Annotated in this window: 20 protein-coding genes, 1 pseudogene and 1 riboswitch; of the genes and pseudogenes, 7 read left to right on the plus strand and 14 right to left on the minus strand. The window is 67.9% G+C overall.

The features are described from left to right. Positions 1-359: 359 nt before the first annotated feature. From ABZ664_RS38485 to ABZ664_RS38495, 3 genes are read left to right on the plus strand one after another with little or no spacing between them, the layout of a single operon-like run. Positions 360-1,484 carry a site-specific integrase gene (locus ABZ664_RS38485; protein ID WP_362522038.1) on the plus strand — a complete coding sequence of 375 codons (1,125 nt, stop codon included), beginning with the start codon at positions 360-362 and terminating at the stop codon, positions 1,482-1,484. Beyond that, positions 1,481-1,816, plus strand: coding sequence for a helix-turn-helix transcriptional regulator (locus tag ABZ664_RS38490; protein ID WP_362522040.1), 336 nt, complete (start codon positions 1,481-1,483; stop codon positions 1,814-1,816). The genes ABZ664_RS38485 and ABZ664_RS38490 overlap by 4 nt, the downstream gene beginning before the upstream one ends. Next, positions 1,813-3,354, plus strand: a complete 1,542-nt coding sequence (locus tag ABZ664_RS38495) for a hypothetical protein (protein ID WP_362522043.1) — start codon at positions 1,813-1,815, stop codon at positions 3,352-3,354. The genes ABZ664_RS38490 and ABZ664_RS38495 overlap by 4 nt, the downstream gene beginning before the upstream one ends. Positions 3,355-3,384: 30 nt before the next feature. Here the strand turns inward: ABZ664_RS38495 and ABZ664_RS38500 are convergent, their stop codons facing one another. The 3 genes from ABZ664_RS38500 to ABZ664_RS38510 all read right to left on the minus strand — a co-directional run bounded on the left by ABZ664_RS38500 (position 3,385) and on the right by ABZ664_RS38510 (position 4,927). Further along, positions 3,385-4,014 carry a class I SAM-dependent methyltransferase gene (locus ABZ664_RS38500; RefSeq protein WP_189122621.1) on the minus strand — a complete coding sequence of 210 codons (630 nt, stop codon included), beginning with the start codon at positions 4,012-4,014 and terminating at the stop codon, positions 3,385-3,387. Positions 4,015-4,289: 275 nt separating this feature from the next. Beyond that, positions 4,290-4,508, minus strand: coding sequence for a hypothetical protein (locus ABZ664_RS38505; RefSeq protein ID WP_362522045.1), 219 nt, complete (start codon positions 4,506-4,508; stop codon positions 4,290-4,292). 47 nt (positions 4,509-4,555) lie between these two features. Continuing rightward, entirely contained in the window at positions 4,556-4,927 is a 372-nt protein-coding gene (locus ABZ664_RS38510) for a class I SAM-dependent methyltransferase (RefSeq protein ID WP_362522047.1), read from the minus strand. Positions 4,928-5,190: 263 nt separating this feature from the next. On the opposite strand from ABZ664_RS38510, the gene ABZ664_RS38515 reads away from it, so the two are divergent. Further along, the gene (locus ABZ664_RS38515) at positions 5,191-5,760 is read left to right on the plus strand and encodes a dihydrofolate reductase family protein (protein ID WP_362522050.1); all 570 of its coding nucleotides are present in this window, start codon (positions 5,191-5,193) and stop codon (positions 5,758-5,760) included. A 418-nt stretch (positions 5,761-6,178) separates the two neighbouring features. Here the strand turns inward: ABZ664_RS38515 and ABZ664_RS38520 are convergent, their stop codons facing one another. The 5 genes and pseudogenes from ABZ664_RS38520 to ABZ664_RS38540 form a co-directional block, all read right to left on the minus strand. Then, positions 6,179-6,271 (minus strand): hypothetical protein, encoded by a 93-nt coding sequence (locus tag ABZ664_RS38520; protein WP_362522081.1) that lies wholly within the window; start codon positions 6,269-6,271, stop codon positions 6,179-6,181. 83 nt (positions 6,272-6,354) lie between these two features. Next, positions 6,355-8,083, minus strand: a pseudogene (locus ABZ664_RS38525) (Tn3 family transposase); the annotation flags it as partial. A 25-nt stretch (positions 8,084-8,108) separates the two neighbouring features. Then, on the minus strand, positions 8,109-8,789 hold the full coding sequence (locus ABZ664_RS38530; protein ID WP_362522053.1) for a DUF4158 domain-containing protein: 681 nt from the start codon (positions 8,787-8,789) through the stop codon (positions 8,109-8,111). A gap of 31 nt (positions 8,790-8,820) precedes the next feature. Further along, entirely contained in the window at positions 8,821-8,958 is a 138-nt protein-coding gene (locus tag ABZ664_RS38535) for a hypothetical protein (protein WP_362522055.1), read from the minus strand. A 229-nt stretch (positions 8,959-9,187) separates the two neighbouring features. Continuing rightward, a complete protein-coding gene (locus tag ABZ664_RS38540; RefSeq protein ID WP_362522057.1) occupies positions 9,188-9,574 on the minus strand; it encodes a tautomerase family protein in 387 nt (128 codons plus the stop codon). A gap of 62 nt (positions 9,575-9,636) precedes the next feature. Between ABZ664_RS38540 and ABZ664_RS38545 the strand changes: the two genes are divergently transcribed. Further along, the gene (locus ABZ664_RS38545; RefSeq protein WP_362522059.1) at positions 9,637-10,104 is read left to right on the plus strand and encodes a MarR family winged helix-turn-helix transcriptional regulator; all 468 of its coding nucleotides are present in this window, start codon (positions 9,637-9,639) and stop codon (positions 10,102-10,104) included. 122 nt (positions 10,105-10,226) lie between these two features. Here ABZ664_RS38545 and ABZ664_RS38550 read toward each other — a convergent pair whose 3' ends face one another. The 4 genes from ABZ664_RS38550 to ABZ664_RS38565 all read right to left on the minus strand — a co-directional run bounded on the left by ABZ664_RS38550 (position 10,227) and on the right by ABZ664_RS38565 (position 14,062). Next, positions 10,227-10,994 carry a class I SAM-dependent methyltransferase gene (locus ABZ664_RS38550; protein ID WP_362522061.1) on the minus strand — a complete coding sequence of 256 codons (768 nt, stop codon included), beginning with the start codon at positions 10,992-10,994 and terminating at the stop codon, positions 10,227-10,229. A gap of 133 nt (positions 10,995-11,127) precedes the next feature. Beyond that, on the minus strand, positions 11,128-11,871 hold the full coding sequence (locus ABZ664_RS38555) for an ABC transporter ATP-binding protein (protein WP_362522063.1): 744 nt from the start codon (positions 11,869-11,871) through the stop codon (positions 11,128-11,130). Next, positions 11,868-12,935: an iron ABC transporter permease gene (locus tag ABZ664_RS38560; protein ID WP_362522066.1), complete on the minus strand. Its 1,068-nt coding sequence runs from the start codon at positions 12,933-12,935 to the stop codon at positions 11,868-11,870. The genes ABZ664_RS38555 and ABZ664_RS38560 overlap by 4 nt, the downstream gene beginning before the upstream one ends. Positions 12,936-12,973: 38 nt before the next feature. Further along, positions 12,974-14,062 (minus strand): ABC transporter substrate-binding protein, encoded by a 1,089-nt coding sequence (locus tag ABZ664_RS38565; protein ID WP_362522069.1) that lies wholly within the window; start codon positions 14,060-14,062, stop codon positions 12,974-12,976. A gap of 220 nt (positions 14,063-14,282) precedes the next feature. On the opposite strand from ABZ664_RS38565, the gene ABZ664_RS38570 reads away from it, so the two are divergent. Further along, positions 14,283-14,885, plus strand: a complete 603-nt coding sequence (locus ABZ664_RS38570; RefSeq protein WP_362522071.1) for a superoxide dismutase — start codon at positions 14,283-14,285, stop codon at positions 14,883-14,885. A 256-nt stretch (positions 14,886-15,141) separates the two neighbouring features. Next, complete coding sequence (locus ABZ664_RS38575) at positions 15,142-15,939, plus strand: hemerythrin domain-containing protein (protein ID WP_362522073.1); 798 nt, start codon at positions 15,142-15,144, stop codon at positions 15,937-15,939. A gap of 96 nt (positions 15,940-16,035) precedes the next feature. On the opposite strand, the gene metE is transcribed toward ABZ664_RS38575, so the two are convergent. Together metE and ABZ664_RS38585 are read right to left on the minus strand one after the other, a co-directional pair. Then, the gene (gene metE / locus ABZ664_RS38580) at positions 16,036-18,270 is read right to left on the minus strand and encodes a 5-methyltetrahydropteroyltriglutamate--homocysteine S-methyltransferase (RefSeq protein WP_362522075.1); all 2,235 of its coding nucleotides are present in this window, start codon (positions 18,268-18,270) and stop codon (positions 16,036-16,038) included. 117 nt (positions 18,271-18,387) lie between these two features. Then, a riboswitch (cobalamin riboswitch) is annotated at positions 18,388-18,601 on the minus strand. Between the two features lie 49 nt (positions 18,602-18,650). Next, positions 18,651-19,463, minus strand: coding sequence for a hypothetical protein (locus ABZ664_RS38585; protein WP_362522078.1), 813 nt, complete (start codon positions 19,461-19,463; stop codon positions 18,651-18,653). Positions 19,464-19,848 lie beyond the last annotated feature (385 nt).

Genomic DNA, 19,848 nt, shown 5'->3' on the forward strand with positions numbered 1-19,848 from the left:
CAGACCGGATAACGCCGAAAGGGCCAGTCTCGGGGCATGACGAGCATCGGAACGAAAAGTCCCGTTAGCAAAGCAGCGTTGAGCGGCTTACCGTGACTTTCCGTTCGGATACGTCAAGTGCCGCCAATTGCATCGGATGCGAATTCGCGACCCTTTGTGAACGGTCACTGAAGGGTGAGTGGCCACCTGGGCCGACCAGCAACGATAGAGCGCGGGCGACAACAATGACGATAGCGATTGGAGGGGTGTGATCGTCCGCTGATTCGAGTCTCTACTCGAATGGCCTGCGGGTCACCGAGCGACTCGCATACGATGCGACTTCCTCGCATCTGATGCGAGTAGCGGAGGGTGGTGGGCACGTGGGGACAGACGGGTCGATACCGGGAGCAGCCAGGCTGCACCTCATCGACGGGATCACGCTGCTCCGGCCGGAGGAGCAGGTCTTCACCGCGATGCTGACGGGGTTCGCCAACCAGCAGCTGGCACGGAACCTGGCCCGCTCCACCGTGGAGGGACGAGAGAACACCGTGAAGGCGTTCACCGCCTACGTCAACGCCTACCCGTGGCAGTGGATGCCCGCCATGGTGGACGAATGGCTCGGCGACCTGCGCTCCCTGCGCGAGCTGAAGCGCTCGACCATCCGCTCCTACTCCGAGGCAGTACGCGCGTTCTGCCACTTCGTCACCGATCCCCTCTACGAGTGGGCCGCGACGTGTGAAGAGCGGTTCGGAACCCACCCCATCCAGATCGTGCACGAGTGGAACACCGCGGTCCACGTTCAAGAACACGAAGCCGACGCGGCCAAGCGCGCGTTCACCAAGGCCGAGTTGCACGCCTTCTTCACCCACTGCGATGACGAGGTCGCCCGCATCCGGGCCTTCGGCCGCAAGGGCTGGCTACCGGCCTTCCGGGATGCCACCTTGTTCAAGACCGCCTACTCCTACGGGCTGCGCCGCAACGAGACGAGGATGTTGGACGCGGCCGACTTCGGCCGCAACCCACACGGCACGGAGTTCGGCGAGTACGGCCGCTGCCAGGTCCGATACGGCAAGGCGAAGAAGGGCTCGCCGCCCAAACGTCGCACCGCCTTGACCGTGTGGGAGTGGACCCCCGACATCCTGGAGGAATGGTTCACCGAGGTCCGCCCGCTGTTCGGCACCGACAACAACCCCGCAGCCTGGCCGTCGGAGCGCGGGCTGCGGATCGGCTGCCAGCGACTCAACTCCCGCTTCATCGCCTACCGCCAGGCCCTCGGCCTGGATGAGGGCCTGGACTTCCACTCCTTTCGCCGCTCCTACGTCACCCACCTGATCGAGGACGGCTGGGACCCGCGCTTCGTCCAGGAACAGGTCGGACACGAGCACGCGAGCACCACCGCGATCTACACCTGCGTCAGCTCCGACTTCCGCACCCGCACCCTGCGCCGGCACCTGGACGCCACCATCGCCGCCGCACTCCAGGCCCAGACGGGGAGAGAATCATGAAACGCAAGGTCGGCTACACCTGGAAACTGCGCGAGATCATGGCCGATCGGCGCGTCTACACAGCCACCGAGTTGGTGCTGCTCCTGCGCGAGCGCGGCATCGAGCTGTCGGCCTCCCAAGTCCACCGCCTGGTCTCCGGCACTCCCGAACGGTTGTCGCTGCAGGTGATGTCCGCGCTCTGCGACATCCTCGCCTGCACCCCGGCCGATCTGGTCGTCACCAGCGCCGAGAACGCCGGCGTCCGTAAGACCGCCACCGGTGACCTGCCCACGCTGCCTGCCGGGGTCGAGAAACTGCGGCCACGCCCGGCCCGTATCCTGCCCGACGTATGACCCGCGCTTACGCCACCGATGAGCAATACGAACGGTGGTTCATGGCCGAGTGCTGCCGCTGCGGTCGCCGCCGCCACAAGGCCGGACATTGGCCGGACGGGTACGTCTGCCGGACCTGCGCCGACCGGGCGATCCGCACCCGGGGCGCCTGCCCTGGATGCGGTCAGGATCGCGCTCTACCCGGACGTCGACGCGACGACGGCGTCGCGATCTGCGCCACCTGCGCCGGCTTCTCCCAGACATTCGACTGCTCGCGTTGCGGGTTCGAGGGCAAGCTCCTGGGCGGGCGGCTGTGTGAGCGCTGCACGCTCAGCGACCGCCTCACCGCGCTCCTGGACGACGGCACCGGCCGCATCCGTCCCGCGCTGGTCCCGCTGTTCAACCTGCTGGTGGCGATGGAGAAGCCCGGCAGCGGACTGGCCTGGCTGGCCATGCGCCGCAGCCAACCGGCGAACGCCTCCCGATTGCTGCAACAGCTCGGCCTCGGCCAGATCTCGCTGACCCACGATGCCTTCCACGAGCTCCAGCCCTGGCGAACCGCCGCTCACCTGGAAGAACTCCTGATGACCAGCGGAGTCCTGCCTACGGTCGACAAGTACCTCTGCTCCTTCCAACGCTGGCTTCCCGGGCATCTGGCCAGCATCACCGACTCCGAGCACGTCAAAACGATCAGGCTCTTCGCGACCTGGCGCGTCCTCCCGCGGCTGCGGGCCCGCGCCGAGCGAAGCCACATCACACCCAGCGTCCGGAGGTTCGCCGCCGAACAGATCAAGTACGCGACCGCCTTCCTGCAATGGCTCGGCCAACGCAACAACAGCCTCGCGTCCTGCGGCCAGATCGACATCGACGCCTGGTGGGCCGAGAGCAGCGAACACGGCCGCACCTGCCTGAGGGCCTTTCTCAGCTGGGCCATGCAGACCCGTAACTGCCCACGCTCCCTGTCCATCCCCGCGATGAAGGTCTCCCGGCGGGCCGCACTGAGCGAAGACGAACGCCTCGACGCCCTTGGCCGACTGCTGACCGACACGGAGATTCCGATACGTCTGCGTGTCGCGGGGGTCATCGTGCTCCTCTATGCGCAGCCCGTGAGCCGCATCGTCCGGCTCAGCGTCGACGACGTGGTCCACGACGGCGACACCCTACTGTTACGGCTCGGTGAACCCGCCTCGCCCGTTCCCGCACCGGTCGCCGCTCTGCTGCTGGAGCACATAGCGAACCGCGACAACATGAACACCGCCACCAACCCCGCCTCCCGATGGCTCTTCCCGGGCCGCCGGGCAGGACAGCCAGCCCGCCCCGACCACCTGTCCGCGCTCCTGAACGAGGCCGGGATCCCGGCCTCCGCAGCACGTGGCGCCGCCATCCGCCAGCAGCTCCTCGAACTGCCCGCTCCCGTCGTTGCCGACGCTCTCGGCTACCACAACAAGACCACCAGCCGCCTCATCAGAGAGACCGGCGGGACATGGAGCCGATACGCCGCTGGCGATCACACAAGGTCACCGACAAGCCGGCCTCCTCGGGGAGCCGGCGACAGTTGACTACGAGAGCCCACAGCAGAAGGCCATTCTCTAGCGGAGACGGGCCAGCAAGTGGGCGTCCAGGAAGCCCCGCTCGGAGGCCGGGTCGTGGAGCAGCCGCGCGAATGTGGCGAACCCAGCCCCGGCCAGCAACTCGGCGAAGCGGTCCGCCGGCCAGCTATAGGCGGGTGTCACCTTGTGGTCGAAGCGGACCGGCTCGGGCGCGTCGGTTCCGAAGAACGAGACCAGGAGAAGGCCCCCCGGCGCCAGGACACGCGCCTGCTCGGCGAGCAGCGCGGGTAGTTCCCCAGGAGGGGTGTGAATCATCGAGTAGTGGGCCAGCACGCCGCCGAGCGCGCCGTCCTCAACTGGGAGTTCCTCCATCCGGGCCTCATCGAACTTCAGCGCCGGATGGGCCCGCCGAGCGTGGTCGACCATGGCCGGAGAGAGGTCGAGCCCGAAGGCATCCAGCCCCAGGTCGTGCAGCATGGCCGTCAGATGTCCGGGCCCGCAGCCGACATCCGCCACCCGCGAATTCCCCGTCCCACGCACCAACTCGGCGAAGGTGCCGATCATGTTCCGCGTGAACGGCTGCGTCTCCAGTCGGTTAGCGAACATCGACGCATATAACTCGACGACCCCGTCGTAGGCCGTCCTGGTCTCGTCCTGGTGCTTCGCCACGGGAAGGAAGTTAGCACCCCCCATTCTCAGCTGTTCTCCGGCCCGGTGCCGAATCCTGCGCCGTCGTATCGGACTCGCTCGGCTACCAGGACAAGGCCATCACCCGGTGGGGCGACAAGCCGCTGGCGACCACAGTCAGTCACCAGCTGACTGGACTCCCCGGGGAACTGGCGACAGTTGATTAGGCGATCACACCAGTATCACGAGAGCGTTTTCGCAGGTCACGGCTTGCGGGTGAGCCGGTGAGGGGTGGCCACCCACTGAGGGCGGTCATGTCAGTTTCGGTGGAACGCTCTTACCGCCAGCACCGATGGGACGGGGTGCTCGCGTGGCTCGGAGAGCCGATCGATGCTCAGTCCCGCGTCGATGAACGCGTTGATCAGGTCGGGCAGCGGCACGTGGCTCATGCCGACCCGGTCTCGGACCCCGCCTTCGCGCCACCACGGCGAGCGCCTGTGTCGGCCCTTGAGCCGGTAGGTGGGGTGGATGACCACCGCTCCGTCCGTGCGGAGCTCGATGTGCGGCCCGTTGAAACAGGGGTTTACCCCGTAGAACAGTAGAAGCCCCCGGGAAGCAGCACTCGGGCCGCTTCCTTGATCAGCCCGGCGAAGTCGTCGATATCGGTGGAGACCCAGAGCGCGGTGACGGTGCCAAAGGTGTCCGCGGCGAAGGGGACCTGGAGGAGCGGGGCGCCGTCCCTGCGGCGGGCAAGACGCAACTGGTCGGCGGAGCGGTCGAGACCGACGACGGTTCGACCAGTGGATCGGATGGCATCGAGGTAGAGGCCGGTGCCGCAGCCGACGTCCAGACACAGGCCTTCACCGGGGCCCAGGAGATCGGCTATGTCGGCGGTGGCGCCGGGCCCGATGTAGTCGTCGTACCACTCGGCTTGGCCGTCATATCGCGCGGTCATGATTATTCAAACATCAAGTCCGCACGGCCACTGACATCATCTCCGCGCGCAACAGCTGTGATGCGCGACTTGGGTGGAGTGGGTCCACACGACGCACGGCGACCTCGCCAGCCCTGGACTGTGGCCGGTGGGAGTTTCCCGTAGCAACAGCGAAAATCCAAGTTGAGCAGGTGGGATCGGGCGCCGATGAGAAATGGCGCCGACAGTCGTCTAAGTAGACGTCCGCTGAAAACGCGCTGCGCGCATCAAGGGAGAGCAACAAGATGAGACCACTTCGATACTCGATCAACGTCACGCTCGACGGCTGCTGCCATCACGAGGCAGGGCTCCCCCCGGACAAGGAGTCGATGCGTTACTGGACCGCTGAGATGGAGCGAGCCGATGCCCTGCTATTCGGCCGGGTGACCTACGAGATGATGGAGTCGGCGTGGCGGAAGCCGGCCACGGACACGTGGCCTGACTGGATGGATGAGTGGCAGATCCCGTTCGCCGAGACCATCGACCAGGCGAAGAAGTACGTCGTGTCGAGCACGCTGAGCGCGGTCGATTGGAATGCCGAGCTGGTGCGAGGCGACTTCGGGCAAGCGGTTCAGCGGCTCAAGCAGGAGTCAGGCGAGGGCCTGTGGGTGGGTGGCGTGACGCTCCCCCTGGCGTTGGCAGATCTGGGACTGATCGACGAGTATGAGTTCCTTGTGCAGCCGGTCCTTGCCGGACACGGGCCGACGTTGCTCGCCGGTCTGCGCGAGCGCATCCAGCTCGAGCCCGTGGACCGCCGTGAGTTCCGGTCGGGGGCGGTCGCCCTGCGATACCGGCCCACGCGAGTTACGGCTTGACGTGATTTATCCTGGCACGTTGGCCGCTCCCTCGCGACGGAACGACGGCCCGGGGTCGCGTTGGCCGCGCTGGCCGTGCCCCCGAACGCGCGGACATATCGACGGGGGACATCGCATCGGGCGCGGGAGCGGACGGCGGCCGTGTAAGTGACGATATCGCCCTCATCCACGATCTGGTCGTGGATGAGGGCGATGAGGTCCCACTCGGCGATCGCAATCGATCGGGGGTCGTTGGCGCGCTCGTCGTCGATCGTGACCGACGTCATCACGCCATAGCCGCAACTACATTCGACGGTATCCTCGGTCGCGGGTCCGAACATCGTGGAGAACGGATGCTCTCGGCGGCGCGCCACTCCCTCTTCCAACTGGCTGTCCGAGGCGGCATAGCGGTGGGCCTGCTACGACTGTTGTATGGCTGTCAAAGGCGCAGCCCGAGGGGCGCCGCTCCCACGAGGCCGCCGTCGATGACGAGGTCCTGACCGGTGATGTACGACGCATCGTCCGAGACCAGGAAGGCGACGGCAGCGTGCGGATCGCCTTGATGTCACGCCGATAGGGTTCGTCGTCGACGTAGGTAAGCACATGCAGACTCTTGAAGATCCGCCCGTAGTGGGCCAACGCATGCCCGTCGCGTTGCAGCATCCGGATCACGTCGTGCGCGCGGACCGCACCGGTATGGATGGAGGCGACGACCCGCAGGACATCGGGCCAATGGCGGACGATCGACGCGGTGTCGATCTTCCCCCGGGCTGCGGTGTTCAAAGCCTCGTAGTCAGCCGTCGCGTCAAACCGCCACAGTTTCTGATCGGGCAGGTCGGCCAGCGCCGGCCGGAACTTGCGCCCCAGCAGGTGGATCAGGGCGAACACGATGTCGCTGTAGGACCCGGTGTCGGTGATGATCACTTCAGGGGTACGGCCGCCGTCCTGGCTGTACAGCACGTCGATCATGTGCAGCGAATCGCGCGGCGTGCCCGACAGCACCAGCTCGCCCAGACCGACCGCCTGATCATTGATCAGGTTCAGCCATTGGGCGCCCTTCCTGCGGCCGAAGTAGCGGGGGTTGGGGCGGGCGTGGATTAGGCACCGGGACCACGAAGCGGACCTCGTCGATCGCGGCGACCAGCCCGCCGCCCCACACCTGCGCCAGACCGACGTCGGCCTGCCCCTCGATGAGCGGCACGTTGGCCGGGCCGTAGGTCTCCGGCCGCAGATACGTCTGATCGACATGGCCGATCCGGTCCCGGGTCAGCGCCGCGATGCCGGGTGAGATGATCGGCGCGTAGCCGACGTTAAGCGAATGCGCGGTCAGCACCGCCGCGATGGTGACGTGCAGATCGGCCTCCAGGCGTGGCTTGCCGCCCGAGACCGGGGTGAACGCGGTCACGAAGTCCGGATACCAACTCATCACCTCCAAGATGAGCTCGGGCAGGTCAACCCGGGGCAGCATCGCTTCCAGCCGTTTGCGCAGATCGACCAGGCTGGGCGGATCGTCGACCGCCTCCAAGTGCGCGACGTGCAGTTTGCCGTCCGCATCGACGCTGACGCCGGTGTTCACCGTCAACCGGCCGCCGACCTCCCGGTAGGTCTCATCCAACGTCGCGGCATGCCCGGCGAGCAATTCGGCGGGATCGTCCGGGAGCCGCAGCGCCGCCAGCGCCGGCCCCTTTGCGGTCTCCCACGCCGCACCGACCAGGAGGTGCGCCCGCGGGTCACTCCACCGAGCCGAGCGGACAGCGTAGATATCGCGGCGGCGCAGCATCCGATGGAACTTCTCCAGCACGCAAAACACATACCCGGCCCGATCCACCATGCCATCGGTTAACCCGGGCCGGTAGACGAAGCGCTTCCACTCCCCGGTCACCAACGCCTCGTCGATACTGTTGGCGGGCAGGTAAGCGGCCTTTAGCTTTTTCCTGGTTGCCTTGGTGATCAGGCCGGGCAACGCTTGCATCGCGGCCAGCACCGGCGCGCCTTCGGCGGTCGCGCCGAACTCGATCGCCTCGGTCAGCAGCGGCAAGAACGGGCGGACCGTGGCGATCCGCTCGGTCAGCTGGGCCCGCCACTCTCCGTCCGGGTCGGCGTCCGGCGGCGGGGCGACGTCGATGACGGCCTCCACCGCCGCCCGTAGCTGCGCCCGTGATACCACCGCCTCGATCGACTCCCATATCTGCTCCAAGGTGGGGTCCCCGCCGAACTCACCGGCCTCCAGCAGTACCTCCACCGCGGCGGCCAGCTTCGCCGAGGCCTTGGAAAACCGCGGGTAGGTGCGCAGTTTCTCTTTGTTCGACTCTCGCTCGGCCCGCGCCAGCAGCTTGGTGACCATCAGTACGTCCAGCAGCTCCAGCGCATCATCGATCGCCTGGACCTCCAGCTGCCGCACCGTCGCCAGCCGGCGCACCACCGGATGCCGCTTGATCGCCGGCGCCTTCCCGTTCAGCCCGTAGCGGGCCAGCTCCACCAACCGCCGCCACATCCATTTCGCTGATCCCCAGACCCGCGACTTCGATGATCCGCTTCAGCGCCTTTCCCATCTGCGGCCCCGACTCCTTGGTCGGGCCCTTGCGTAGCCGTTCCAGCTCCGAGATGCGCGCCCCGTCGGGCACCTCCAGTAGCAGGTCCAACATCCGGCGCTGCTCGGTCGACAACAACTCACACAGGCTCTCCCACAGCCGCTGCGTCGCCTCCTCTCGGACATGACCCACCAGCTTGGTCAACGTGGTCATTCCCGGCAACAGCACCTGGCGTTCCCGCAGCCAGCCCACCGCCCCGTCAAACAACGCCTTCGGCCCCTCACCCGTCGTCCAGGACCGGGCATCGAGCCAGGATGTGACCTCCTCGACGACCTCGGAAAAATCCCGCAACCCGTAGGCCTGCTGAATCTCCCCGGCATGCTCGCGATGCGTCGGCTCCCGGATCGCGTACTTCATCAGACACGACGGATCGGCGACGCCCAACTGCTCGGCGACATACTCCACCACCTGCACCTTGATCGGCGCCGCCAGGAACGTGCCCAGGTGGCGGACCGTCACCAGCTGGACGGCGAACCCTAGCCGATTGTGATCACCACGACGCTTGGGCCACCAGCGCCTTGTCGGCGTCATCGAGAAAGAAGTACCGCTCCAGCTGACCACGCGTCAGCGGGCCACCGTAGCGGCCATATGCCATCGCCTGCTGCTCAGTCAGGAACTCACCGGACACAGCCCCACAAGCTATGACCCCCGCTATCGGAAGTGGCTGAAGTGACCAAACCGTGTCCCGCAAAAGATCGGAACCACGGGACCGCCAGCGCGGAAACGTACGTTAAGCCCCTCGGCGGATACGCGAACGACCGCCAGCTACCCCAAGATCACTCCTTGGCGTACGTTTTCTCTTCACTGTTCCTCAAGGGCCGACCCGAATTCGGCCGCCTCGATGTGCGAGGACGAGATCAGCCGTCGACGATCACACCCCCGATCGCGGTGCGGCCGGCCGGGGTCGCGACGAGTTCGACCGCGATGGTGTCGCGCAGGTGCGCTCCGAGGACGTCGGCGGTGGCGTCGGTGACGGTTCGCACGAGCCTGGCGATGAGCTCGCCGCTGTCGGGACGGGTGAACGCCCCCTCGCGGATACCGAACGTGATCACGGGTGGGGCCTCGTCGACCGGCTTGCCTCGCAGGCCCCAGCGTCCGGCGGGTACGCCGTCGAGGTGGATCACCACGACGTCGCGCGCCCACTCGCCGTACACTTCGACCACCGCGTCGGTCAGTGCGGCGATGAGGGCCGGTTCGTTGCCTTCGAGCTGCGGCTCCAGTACCCGGACCGTCAGATGTGGCATCGAGGGCCTCCTGTTTGTTCTCAAATCAGCTTTATGTGCAAAGGTAATTGGTGAGGTGCCAGATGGTCAACGACGCGGACGGCATGACGACCCAGCAGGCGGTGCGGTCCATGCTGCTGCTGATGCCCAGACTCGTCGGCCGGGCCAAGCGGATGCCCGTTCCCGAGTCGCTGCGGACGTTCGATCTCGCGCCCCGTCACCTGTCGCTGCTCGCTTACCTGCAGTACGACGGTCCCAGCACGGTGAACCGGCTGGCGGAGCGGCTGGAGGTCGCTCCCACAACCATCAGCCTCATGGTCGGCGACCTGTCTCGACGCGGTGTCCTGACACGCGAGGAGGACGACACCGACCGGCGGCGGCGGGTCGTCGCGATCGCACCGGAGTACGCCGAGCCGATCCGCGAGTGGCTGGCGGGCAGCGCGCTGGCGTGGGCCGAGGTCCTGGCCGACCTCACACCGGCCGAGCGCGCCACGATCGTACGGACGATGCGTGCCTACGAGACCGCCCTGGGCAGGCGGATGCACACCTGAGGCGAAGCCGCCCACGTCGGCGGTGACGCCTCGCGGAGGTTTCCTGTCCATCGGCCAGATCAACGCCTACGACCTGCCGCGCATGTTCGCCCGAAGCCGCACCGCCCGGTGACCGCTCCGGTCTACGGCTCGTGGTGGCGGCGTGCGAGGTGAACGGTGACGTCGGCGGTGATCTCGACCGTCTCCGGCAGAACCCTCTTGATCTGACTGAACACCTGTTCGCGCTCCGCGTCCGGCAGGACGAGATAGGCCGAGACGGTCGAGAGATGGCCGATGTAATCGTTGGCGGTCAGCGTGAAGCGGCGTTCGATCACGGCTTGCCGGACATCGGTGAACCACTCAGACCGTTGAAGTTCGGTGCCCGGCCACTGCATCTCCGCCTCCGGGGGTGTCCCGTCCGGGGACGGAACGTCATCTCTGGCCAGGAACGGTGATCGTGCCGCGTGGACGGTGCGCGCCACAGCCGGATCGGCCGGCTCGATCGGCCCGCCGAACGAGGCGATCACCCCGCCCGGCTCTACCAGCGACGCCATCCGTGACCACCGATCCTCCGGGCTTGTCCAGTGCAACGCCGCGGCCGCGTAGACCAGGCCGTATCTCTCACCCGGCCGCAGATCCTCGAACGCGGCTCGCACGGTCCTGACATGTGCCGGCACGTGCTTACGCAACTCGGTGAGCATGGCCTCATCGGGCTCGGTCGCGGTCACCGCGACCCCTCGCTCGGCGAACAGGCGGGTCGCCTTGCCCGTGCCGGCACCGATTTCGAGGGCGGTCCTGACCGGCCGGGCGGCGTACGCCATCACCATGTCGAAAAGCTCCACGGGATACCCCGGCCGGAACCGTTCGTAGGCTTGCGCCATCACTCCGAAGCTCAGCGCGCGATCAGACACGCTGAGCACGATAGTCCCCCGACGGCGCTCAAGCGATGTTGCTGGAGAGTCCCACGTAGATGGCCGTGCTGGACGGCGGCAAGGACACGCGGCGCCACCCGGATGAACGGCGACAGGGGCGGCGGTCAGGGAATCACCGCTCCTCCTTGAGCCGCTCGAAGACGAGCTGGGTGCGCTGCACGGCGCGCACGCCGTACACCTGACAGATCAGGTCCGGGGTGAGGACCCGGTCGGGCGGCCCGCCGGCCACGATGCGGCCGGCGTTCATCACGTAGAGGCGGTCACAGAAGGCGGCGGCCTGGTTGAGGTCGTGCAGCACGGCGAGGGTGGCGATGCCCAGCTCGCGCACCAGATGCAGGATCTCCAGCTGGTGGCGGATGTCGAGGTGGGAGGTGGGCTCGTCCAGCAGGAGCAGGCGGGTCTGCTGGGCCAGGGCGCGGGCGAGCAGGACGCGTTGTTTCTCCCCGCCGGACAGGGTGGCGAAGATCCGCTCGGTGGCGCCGGCCAGGCCGACGCGTTCCAGCGCCCGCGCGCACAGCTCCTCGTCGCTGGCGGCGTCGGCCCTGTACGGGGTGCGGCCCATGAAGACGATCTCGGCCACCGTGAAGTCGAGGTCCGCCGGGGTCTCCTGGGCGACCACGGCGGTGCGCCGGGCGGCCTGGCGGGCGGGCAGCCGGTGCACGTCGTCACCGTCGACGGTGATGAGCCCGGCGGCGGGGCGCAGCGCCCGGTAGATCGAACGCAGCAGGGTGGACTTGCCGCAACCGTTCGGTCCGACCAGGCCGACGAACTCGCCGTCGTCCACCACCAGGTCGACCTCGTGCACGATCGGGTGACCGTCCAGTGTGACGGACACGCCGCGCAGATCGAGCCTCACGTGACGCTCACCGCCCGGTCCACGGAGCGGCGGCGCAGCAGCCACAGGAAGAACGGCACGCCGAACAGGGCGGTGACGATACTGAGCGCCAGTTCCTGCGGCGCGTTGACGGTGCGCGCGGCGATGTCCACGAACTGCAGGAACACCGCTCCGAGCAGGGCACTGACGGGCAACACGCGGCGGTGGTCGGCGCCCACCAGCAGCCGGGCGGCGTGCGGCACGATCAGGCCGACGAACGCGATCGCGCCGCTGGTGGCCACCAGCACACCGACCAGCAGCGAGGTCAGCACGAACAGAATCAGGCGGAAGCGGTGCACGTTCACGCCGAGCGAGACGGCCGTCTCCTCTCCGGCGGCGAGCGCGTTCAGCGGACGGTGCTGCAGCAGCAGGTACGTCACCCCGGCGGCGAGGACGACGGCCGGCAGCGGCAGCATGTGCCAGCGGGCGCCGCCGAGGCTTCCCATCAGCCAGAACAGCACCTGCTGTGCGGCCCGGCCGCTCTGGGCCAGTTGCAGGACGAAGCTGTAGGCGGCCTGGAACAGGTAGGCCAGCGCCACCCCGGCCAGCACGAGCCGGGACGGGGACAGGCGGCCGGACCGCTGCGCCAGCGTGTACACCAGGGCGAGCGAGAGCAGGGATCCGGCGAAGGCGGCGGCCGACAGTGACAGCCCGCCCAGCGCCGAGGCGCCCAGGATCAGCACAAGCACCGCGCCGAACGAGGCGCCGGAGGAGATGCCGAGCAGGAACGGGTCGGCCAGCGGGTTGCGTACCAGGGCCTGCAGCACCGCGCCGACCACAGAGAGCCCGGCCCCGACCAGGAGTGCCAGCAGCGCGCGTGGCAGCCGGAACTCCCACACGATCTGCTCCTGTACCGGGGTCCAGGTGCGCGCTCCCCCATCGGTCAGGACGCCGGGGAGGAGACGGTCGGCGACGATGCCCCAGGCTTGAGGCAGCGCGACGTGCACCGCGCCGATGCTCACCGCCAGCCAGGTCGAGACGACGACGGCGACGGCGAGCGCGGCGATGAGCAGGAGAAACCCGTTCGCACGACGTCTCTTCGGCACGATCCCGGTCTGTGCCGGGCTCTGCCGGGTCGCGCCGGTCACCGGGTGAAGGCGTCGGGGTGCAGGAAACGGGCGATGTCGGCGATGGCCAGGATGTTGCGGTAGCCGGGGTGCTGGGCCGCCACCGGAAGCGCGAGGTAGCGCTGCTCCTTGGCGGCGGGACTGTTCTTGGCGATGGCGAAGGCCTCGGCGGCCTTGGCCGGCGAGCTCGGCATGTCCTCGCCGCGCAGGGTGGAGTAGTCGCTGATCAGGACGGCCTCGGGCTGGGCGGCGCTGACCTTCTCCGCGCTGACCTCGGTGTAGTCGCCCTTGACGTCGGCCAGCACGTTCGTCCCACCGGCGGCGGTGATCATCTGGTGGGTGATGCCCGAGCCGCCGTAGGCGTTGACCGGGCCCTTGCCGCCGTCGGTGGCCAGCACCTTGACCGGGCTGCGGCCGGCGACGCGCTTCGTGACATCGGCGAGCCTGCCCTGAAGTTCGCCGATCAACGCGTCGGCACGGTCGGGGACACCGAAGATCGCGCCGAGATTACGCAGGTCGGCGTAGGTGTCGTCGATGGTGAACTCGAGCACCTCCTCGGGGCTGCACCAGCCGCCCAGGATGTACACCGAAGAGCCCGCCGCGTCCAGCTCCTCCACGGTGGCGTAACCACCGGCGGCGTCGAAGCCGGCCATCGCGTTGTCCAGGACGAAGTCCGCGCCCTGGGAGAGCATGACCTCTTTTTGCGGCAGCATGATCGTGCCGGAGATCTCCGGGATCTTGGCGTACTGCTCCTGCTGCCCCGGCAGGAACGGGCTCTCGGAGAAGTTCGTGCGCCCGGCGACCTGATCGCCCAGACCGAGCGCGAGCAGGGTCTCCAGGGAGGGGTGGTAGCCGGTCACCACCTTGGCGGGCGGCTTGTCGAACGTGAGCTCGCGCCCGCAGTTCTCCACCGTGACCGGGAACCCGGCCTGCGGCGCCGCCGCCGGTTCGGCCTTCTGGCCGGTCCCCTGAGTGGCGGGAGCCGGTGAGCAGGCGGTCAGCGTCAGAGCGACTGCCAGGACGAGCAGTCTTCTCATGATCGGGGTACCGCCTTCGGTGGCGCGTCGCCGCCAGATGGTCGGGGTGATGCGGGGCGGGCGGCTCATGTGGTGAGTCTCCGGAGGTTCGAGATCAAACGATCGTTGTGCATCAAAGCACCACATTCTGCACATAAGTTGCAATTGCCAGCAAGTCGCATCAGGTCGGCGATGGCCGGAGGGGGCCTCCCGTGCGAGGTGGAGCACACGGCACACCCCGTAAGTAGTTGCACAGTTATTGTTGTTGCGAACTAGTCGCGATAAAGTCTGGCGCAACAAGGAGATCACTGTGGGCCGATACACCCTTCCGGACATGCCCTACGACTACGCGGCGCTGGAGCCCGCGATCACCGGGGAGATCCTGGAGTTGCACCACGCCAAGCACCACGCCGCCTACGTCAAGGGCGCGAACGACACCCTGGAGAGGCTGGCCGAGGCGCGTGACAAGAGCGAGTTCGGCGGGCTGGTCGGGCTGGAGAAGACCTTCGCCTTCAACCTGTCCGGGCACGTCCTGCACTCGATCTTCTGGCAGAACCTCTCCCCCGACGGCGGCGACCGCCCCGACGGAGCCCTCGGCGAGGCGATCACCGAGCACTTCGGCTCCTTCGAGGCCTTCCAGAAGCAGCTCACCACCGCCACCGCGACGGTGCAGGGATCGGGCTGGGGCATCCTGGCCTGGGAACCGCTGAGCCGACGCCTGGTGGTGGAGCAGGTCTACGACCACCACGGCAATGTCGGCATGAACACCACCCCGCTGCTGGTCTTCGACGCCTGGGAGCACGCCTACTACCTGCAGTACCGCAACGTGCGTCCCGACTACGTCGAGAAGCTGTGGTCGCTGATCAACTGGAACGACGTCATCGCCCGCTTCGACGCGGCCAAGGGCGCCTGACCCCCATGACCGCGGCGCCCGACCGTCCGTCCTTCCTTGGTGAATGGTCCAACCGGACGGCCGGGCGCCGCCCCCTGCACATCCAGATAGTCGCCTCCCACGTCATCACCCGGTTTCCTGGGAGCGTCACGGGGCCACGAGAACACCGAGATGATGCGCCCCTGGCAGATCGTCCCCTGATCGGGGCCTTGATCAGGCATTACCCGATTCGTCGTATCGGATCGCCTGAACCCGGGCATGCCCGTGATGCGCGGGCATGCGGCAGATGAATTGGGGGCTCGGGATGCGGCCGGTGGGACAGGACGACCAGACGTGCGCCGACAGGCCGCCTGTGCACCGGCGCGAGTTGCTCGGCCTGCCGCTCGTGGTGGTCTGCGGATCGGCGCTGACGGCTTGCGGGACGCATACCACCAACGTCTCCTACGCCACCTCGCCGACGCCTTCCGCCCCGGCCGGGCAGATCGAACCCGTTACCCCACCTGAGGATCTGATGCGCGAGCACGGCGTGCTCAAGCGCATCCTGCTCATCTACCGGGACGGGATCCGGCGCATCGACGGCGGCCAGGTCGTACCGGCCCAGGCGCTGCACGCCTCGGCGGGCCTCATCCGCTCCTTCATCGAGGAGTACCACGAGCGCCTGGAAGAGAAGTACGTCTTCCCGCCGCTGGTCAAGGCCGGCAAGCTGACCGGCACCGTCACGGTGCTGCTCCAGCAACATCGGCGCGGACGCACGGTGACCGACCGCATCCTGAACGCCACCGGCACGACCGGCGTCGCGACGCCGTCCGCCCAGGCCCGCCGCGCCCTGGTCGCCGACATGGCCGCCTTCGTCCGCATGTACGAACCGCACGAGGCGCGCGAGGACACCGTCGTCTTCCCCGCCCTGCGCGAAGTCGTCTCCGCCAAGCAGTTCGCCGAGTTGGGCGAGATCTTCGAAGACGAGGAACACCGCCGTTTCGGTACGGCCGGCTTCGCAGGCGTCGTCAACCAGGTGGCCGACATCGAGAAGAGCCTCGGCATCTACGACCTGGCCCAGTTCACTCCCCGGGGGTGAGCTGTCGATGACTTGAACGCGATCATGCAGTGCGTGGCCAGGAAGCTTCCTGAACGCCGGCCCGAAGCAGGGCTTCGGGCCGGGAAGCGGCACTGATCAGAGATCCGCTCGGACAGCTCGGGCGGCGGCGACCATGTTGGCCAGGGCGGCTCGCGTCTCGGGGTAGCCGCGGGTCTTCAGCCCGCAGTCGGGGTTGACCCACAGACGGTCGGCCGAAACGGCCTGGAGGGCGTTGCGCAGGTTGTTCTCGATCTCCTCGGTGGTCGGGACACGCGGCGAGTGGATGTCGTAGACGCCGGGGCCGATGCCGTTGGCGTAGCCGACCTCGGTCAGGTAGGGCAACAGCTCCATGTGGGAGCGGGCGGCCTCGACACTGGTGACGTCGGCGTCCAGGTCGGCGATCGGACTGATGATCTCGCCGAACTCCGAATAACACATGTGGGTGTGGATCTGGGTGGAGTCGGCGGCGCCGGAGGTGGCCAGCCGGAACGCCCCGACCGCCCAGGCCAGATAGACCTCCTGGTCATCCTTGCGGAGCGGCAGGAGCTCGCGCAGCGCCGGCTCGTCCACCTGAACGATCCCGATCCCGGCGGTCTCCAGATCCGTGATCTCGTCACGCAGCGCCAGGGCGACCTGGCGAGCGGTCTGCGCCAAGGGCTGATCGTCGCGGACGAACGACCAGGCCAGCATCGTCACCGGCCCGGTGAGCATGCCCTTGACCGGCCTGGGCGTGAGCGACTGGGCGTAGGAGGCCCACTCCACCGTCATCGGCCCGGGGCGGGAGACGTCGCCGTGCAGGATCGGCGGGCGCACGCAGCGGGAACCGTACGACTGGACCCAGCCGTGGTCGGTGGCGGCGTAGCCGTCGAGTCGCTCGGCGAAGTACTGGACCATGTCGTTGCGCTCGGGCTCGCCGTGGACGAGCACGTCCAGGCCGAGCTCCTCCTGAAGCGTGATCACGCGGGCGATCTCGGCGCGCATCGCCTCGACGTAGGCGTTCTCGTCGATCCGTCCCGCCTTGCGGTCCGCGCGGGCCTTGCGGATCTCCGCGGTCTGCGGGAACGAGCCGATCGTCGTCGTGGCCAGCTCGGGCAATCCCAGTTTGGCCCGCTGCGCCGCGAACCGGACCGCCCGATCGGCTCGCCGCGCGTCACCAAGAGCCTCCAGCCGGGCCCGGACGTCGGGATCGGCCGGTACGGCGGGGGGTTTCACGGCCGACGGGTTCTCGGAGCGTAGATCGGCGGCGAGACCGACCAGCTCGGCGACCTTCTGCCGGGCGAACGCCAGCCGCGCCCGGACCGCCGGGTCCAGCGCCGTCTCACTGTCGAGGTCGACCGGAACGTGCAGCAGTGAACAGGAACTGCTCAGCTCCACCGTGTCGGCGAACCCGAGCAGCACCGCGTACGTCGACTTCACCCGCGCGGGGTCGGCGCGCCACACGTTCCTGCCGTCGACCACCCCGGCGACCAAGGTCTTGCGGGCCAGCCCGCCGACCGAGGCCACCGCCTCCAGGTTGCCGGGTCCGGCGACGAAGTCGAGCCCGACCGCCTCGACCTCGGTGGAGGTGACCATCCGTAGCGCCTGCGCGCCGACGGCGCCGAAGTACGTGGCGAGCAGGATCTTCGGACGGCTGGACAGGCCGCCAAGCCGCCGGTAGGCCCGCCCGAGCGCGTCGATCTCCCGGACCCCGAGGTCGCGGGCCAGGATCGGCTCGTCGAACTGCACCCACCGCGCGCCCGCACCGGCCAGCCGTTCCAGCAGCTCGGCATAAGTTTCCACCAGGGAGTCCAGCAGGTCGAGCGGGGTGAATCCCTCAGGCGAGTTCGGCGCGGCCTTGGCCAGCAGGAGATAGGTGAGCGGGCCGACGAGCACGGGCCGCGTCTCGATCCCCAGATTCCTGGCCTCCAGATACTCGGCCACGGGCTTGGCGGCCGAGCCTCCGGCCAGCTGAAACCGGGTGTCCAACGCCAGCTCGGGAACGAGGTAGTGGTAGTTGGTGTCAAACCACTTGGTCATCTCCAGGGGCGGAAGCTCGGCAGTGCCTCGCGCCATCGCGAAGTACCGGTCGAGCCCGGTGAGGTCGCGGTAACGCGCGGGCACGGCGTCGATCATGACCGTGGTGTCGAGCACCTGGTCGTAGAACGAGAATGTGTTCGACGGGATCGCATCAAGGCCCGCGTCACGCAGCTCGGTCCAGACCGAGCCACGCAGCGACGCGGCGGTCGCCTCCAGCTCGTCGGCGCCGATCGTGCCGGCCCAGAAATCCTCGGTAGCGAATTTGAGCTCCCGATGCGCGCCGATGCGCGGGTAGCCCAAAACGGTCGTCCTCATGGCAACTTCCCTCGTCTCGCCAGTATGCGGCCAGGCGGGAGAGAGAAACGCAACGCGGAGCAGGCCCCGGCGAGCGCGTCCCAGGCCCTCCCACGAGGCCGCGGACCACCGCGCGCCGAGCGGCACGCGGGCGGAGGCAGGTCTTCGGACTCGCGGGCACCATGCCTGAGGCATGACCTACTGGCCGTCGCTTCCCAGGCACGAGCCCAGTGCTTGTGACGGCGGTCGTTCCTGCTTACCGCTGCGGGGCAGTCCCGGATTCACACCGGGTTCCCTCTTACGACGCCCGCCCCCTGAAGGAGACGGGCGAACCATCCACACCGGAGAGCTTAACGGCCCGGCCACCGTTCGGGCCCAGTCGTGTGCGCGTCGGTGGCTCACTACGGGCGAACGGCGACCGACTCGGCGGAGAGCGTGACCTCGATGGTGATGTGCGGATTGTCCACTTGCGGGAGCTGAAGCCCACGCTTGAACTCCTCCGCATCGTCCGGCATCGTCTTCGGCTGAACTGTGACCTTGACGTGGCCGGTCTCGTCATCTGGGTGCGTCGTCATCGTGGCCACCTCAGGACGGGATTGGAGCCAGGAGACGACCGTGTCCTGGGCCCGCCGGAGCTCCGCGGCCGAGAATCCCTTGCCGCCGATCAGGGTGACCTCCACGGGGAGGGTCCTGGCCAGCTCGATCGCGCGAGTCGGGATGGGCCCTTTGAAGCCGACGCGCAGCCCTCGCTGGTCGTCGACGTACCTGACGCCGGAGATCTCGTCGGGAAACTCCGTATTAAGTTTGTCGATCACCTGACTGTTGGACGACTGTGAGCCGAAGCGGTCGATGGCCTCCTCGTAGGAGATGCCCTCCGATCTGGCGACGGTCCCAAGGTCGACCAGCTCGGCGTAGGGAATGCCGTCGATCGTCACGCCCGGGTCGGTCACCGCGGGGTCGTAACCCTCGAAGTCCGTCGGCTTGGGCGACGAGGTAGCAGCCATCCGGGTCGCGTACCGCTTGACGACCTCCTCCAAAGGCCGACCCGACGACGCCGCCTCTCGCTTGAGCCGCTCCAGGGTGGGCCGATGCGCTTTGGGCTGATCGGCCCGCGGCAACACGATCGTCTCACTTCCGGCCACAGTGAGTGCCGGACCGGCACCGGACTGGCCGCAGGCGCACAACGACGCAAGCATCGCAATGGTCAAAAGCAATTTCTTCACACCTAAGGGACGCTCCGCCGCCCTGAAGGGTTCATCCAGGCGCTCCCGGTACGGCGAAGTCCGTTCGTCAAATAACTTGGGTCTCCTGGCGCACTCCGAAAGGCACGGTCCGGCGCCGTTACGCGGGCGGAGGACGGTTGTGACCGGGCTCTCGCCGTTGCGGAGCCGGCGTGGTGCCGATGCCGGCCCGTGTCCTGGTCGCTCCGGTTGCCTGCCGAAGTGAAGCGCGGCCGGTTGCCCGTACTCCGCTGTTATGGGTGGCCGTGCACTCAGTCCTTCATCTCGCGGGCGAAGTGCGGTTCCGCCGCTTCCAGTCGCGGTACCGAGATGCCCAACCGTCGTGCTTCGGCCAGGGTGTCCCGGCAGACCTCACGCG

Origin of the sequence: Streptosporangium sp. NPDC006930 (assembly GCF_040635605.1) — a bacterium.
Lineage (GTDB): Bacteria > Actinomycetota > Actinomycetes > Streptosporangiales > Streptosporangiaceae > Streptosporangium.

Coding starts and splice junctions, on each gene's coding strand:
- ABZ664_RS38490 (WP_362522040.1), top strand. CDS start 1,481: ATGAAACGCAAGGTCGGCTACACCTGGAAACTGCGCGAGATCATGGCC.
- ABZ664_RS38540 (WP_362522057.1), bottom strand. CDS start 9,574: ATGCCACATCTGACGGTCCGGGTACTGGAGCCGCAGCTCGAAGGCAAC.
- ABZ664_RS38515 (WP_362522050.1), top strand. CDS start 5,191: ATGAGACCACTTCGATACTCGATCAACGTCACGCTCGACGGCTGCTGC.
- ABZ664_RS38495 (WP_362522043.1), top strand. CDS start 1,813: ATGACCCGCGCTTACGCCACCGATGAGCAATACGAACGGTGGTTCATG.
- ABZ664_RS38510 (WP_362522047.1), bottom strand. CDS start 4,927: ATGACCGCGCGATATGACGGCCAAGCCGAGTGGTACGACGACTACATC.
- ABZ664_RS38565 (WP_362522069.1), bottom strand. CDS start 14,062: ATGAGCCGCCCGCCCCGCATCACCCCGACCATCTGGCGGCGACGCGCC.
- ABZ664_RS38575 (WP_362522073.1), top strand. CDS start 15,142: ATGCGGCAGATGAATTGGGGGCTCGGGATGCGGCCGGTGGGACAGGAC.
- ABZ664_RS38545 (WP_362522059.1), top strand. CDS start 9,637: ATGGTCAACGACGCGGACGGCATGACGACCCAGCAGGCGGTGCGGTCC.
- metE (WP_362522075.1), bottom strand. CDS start 18,270: ATGAGGACGACCGTTTTGGGCTACCCGCGCATCGGCGCGCATCGGGAG.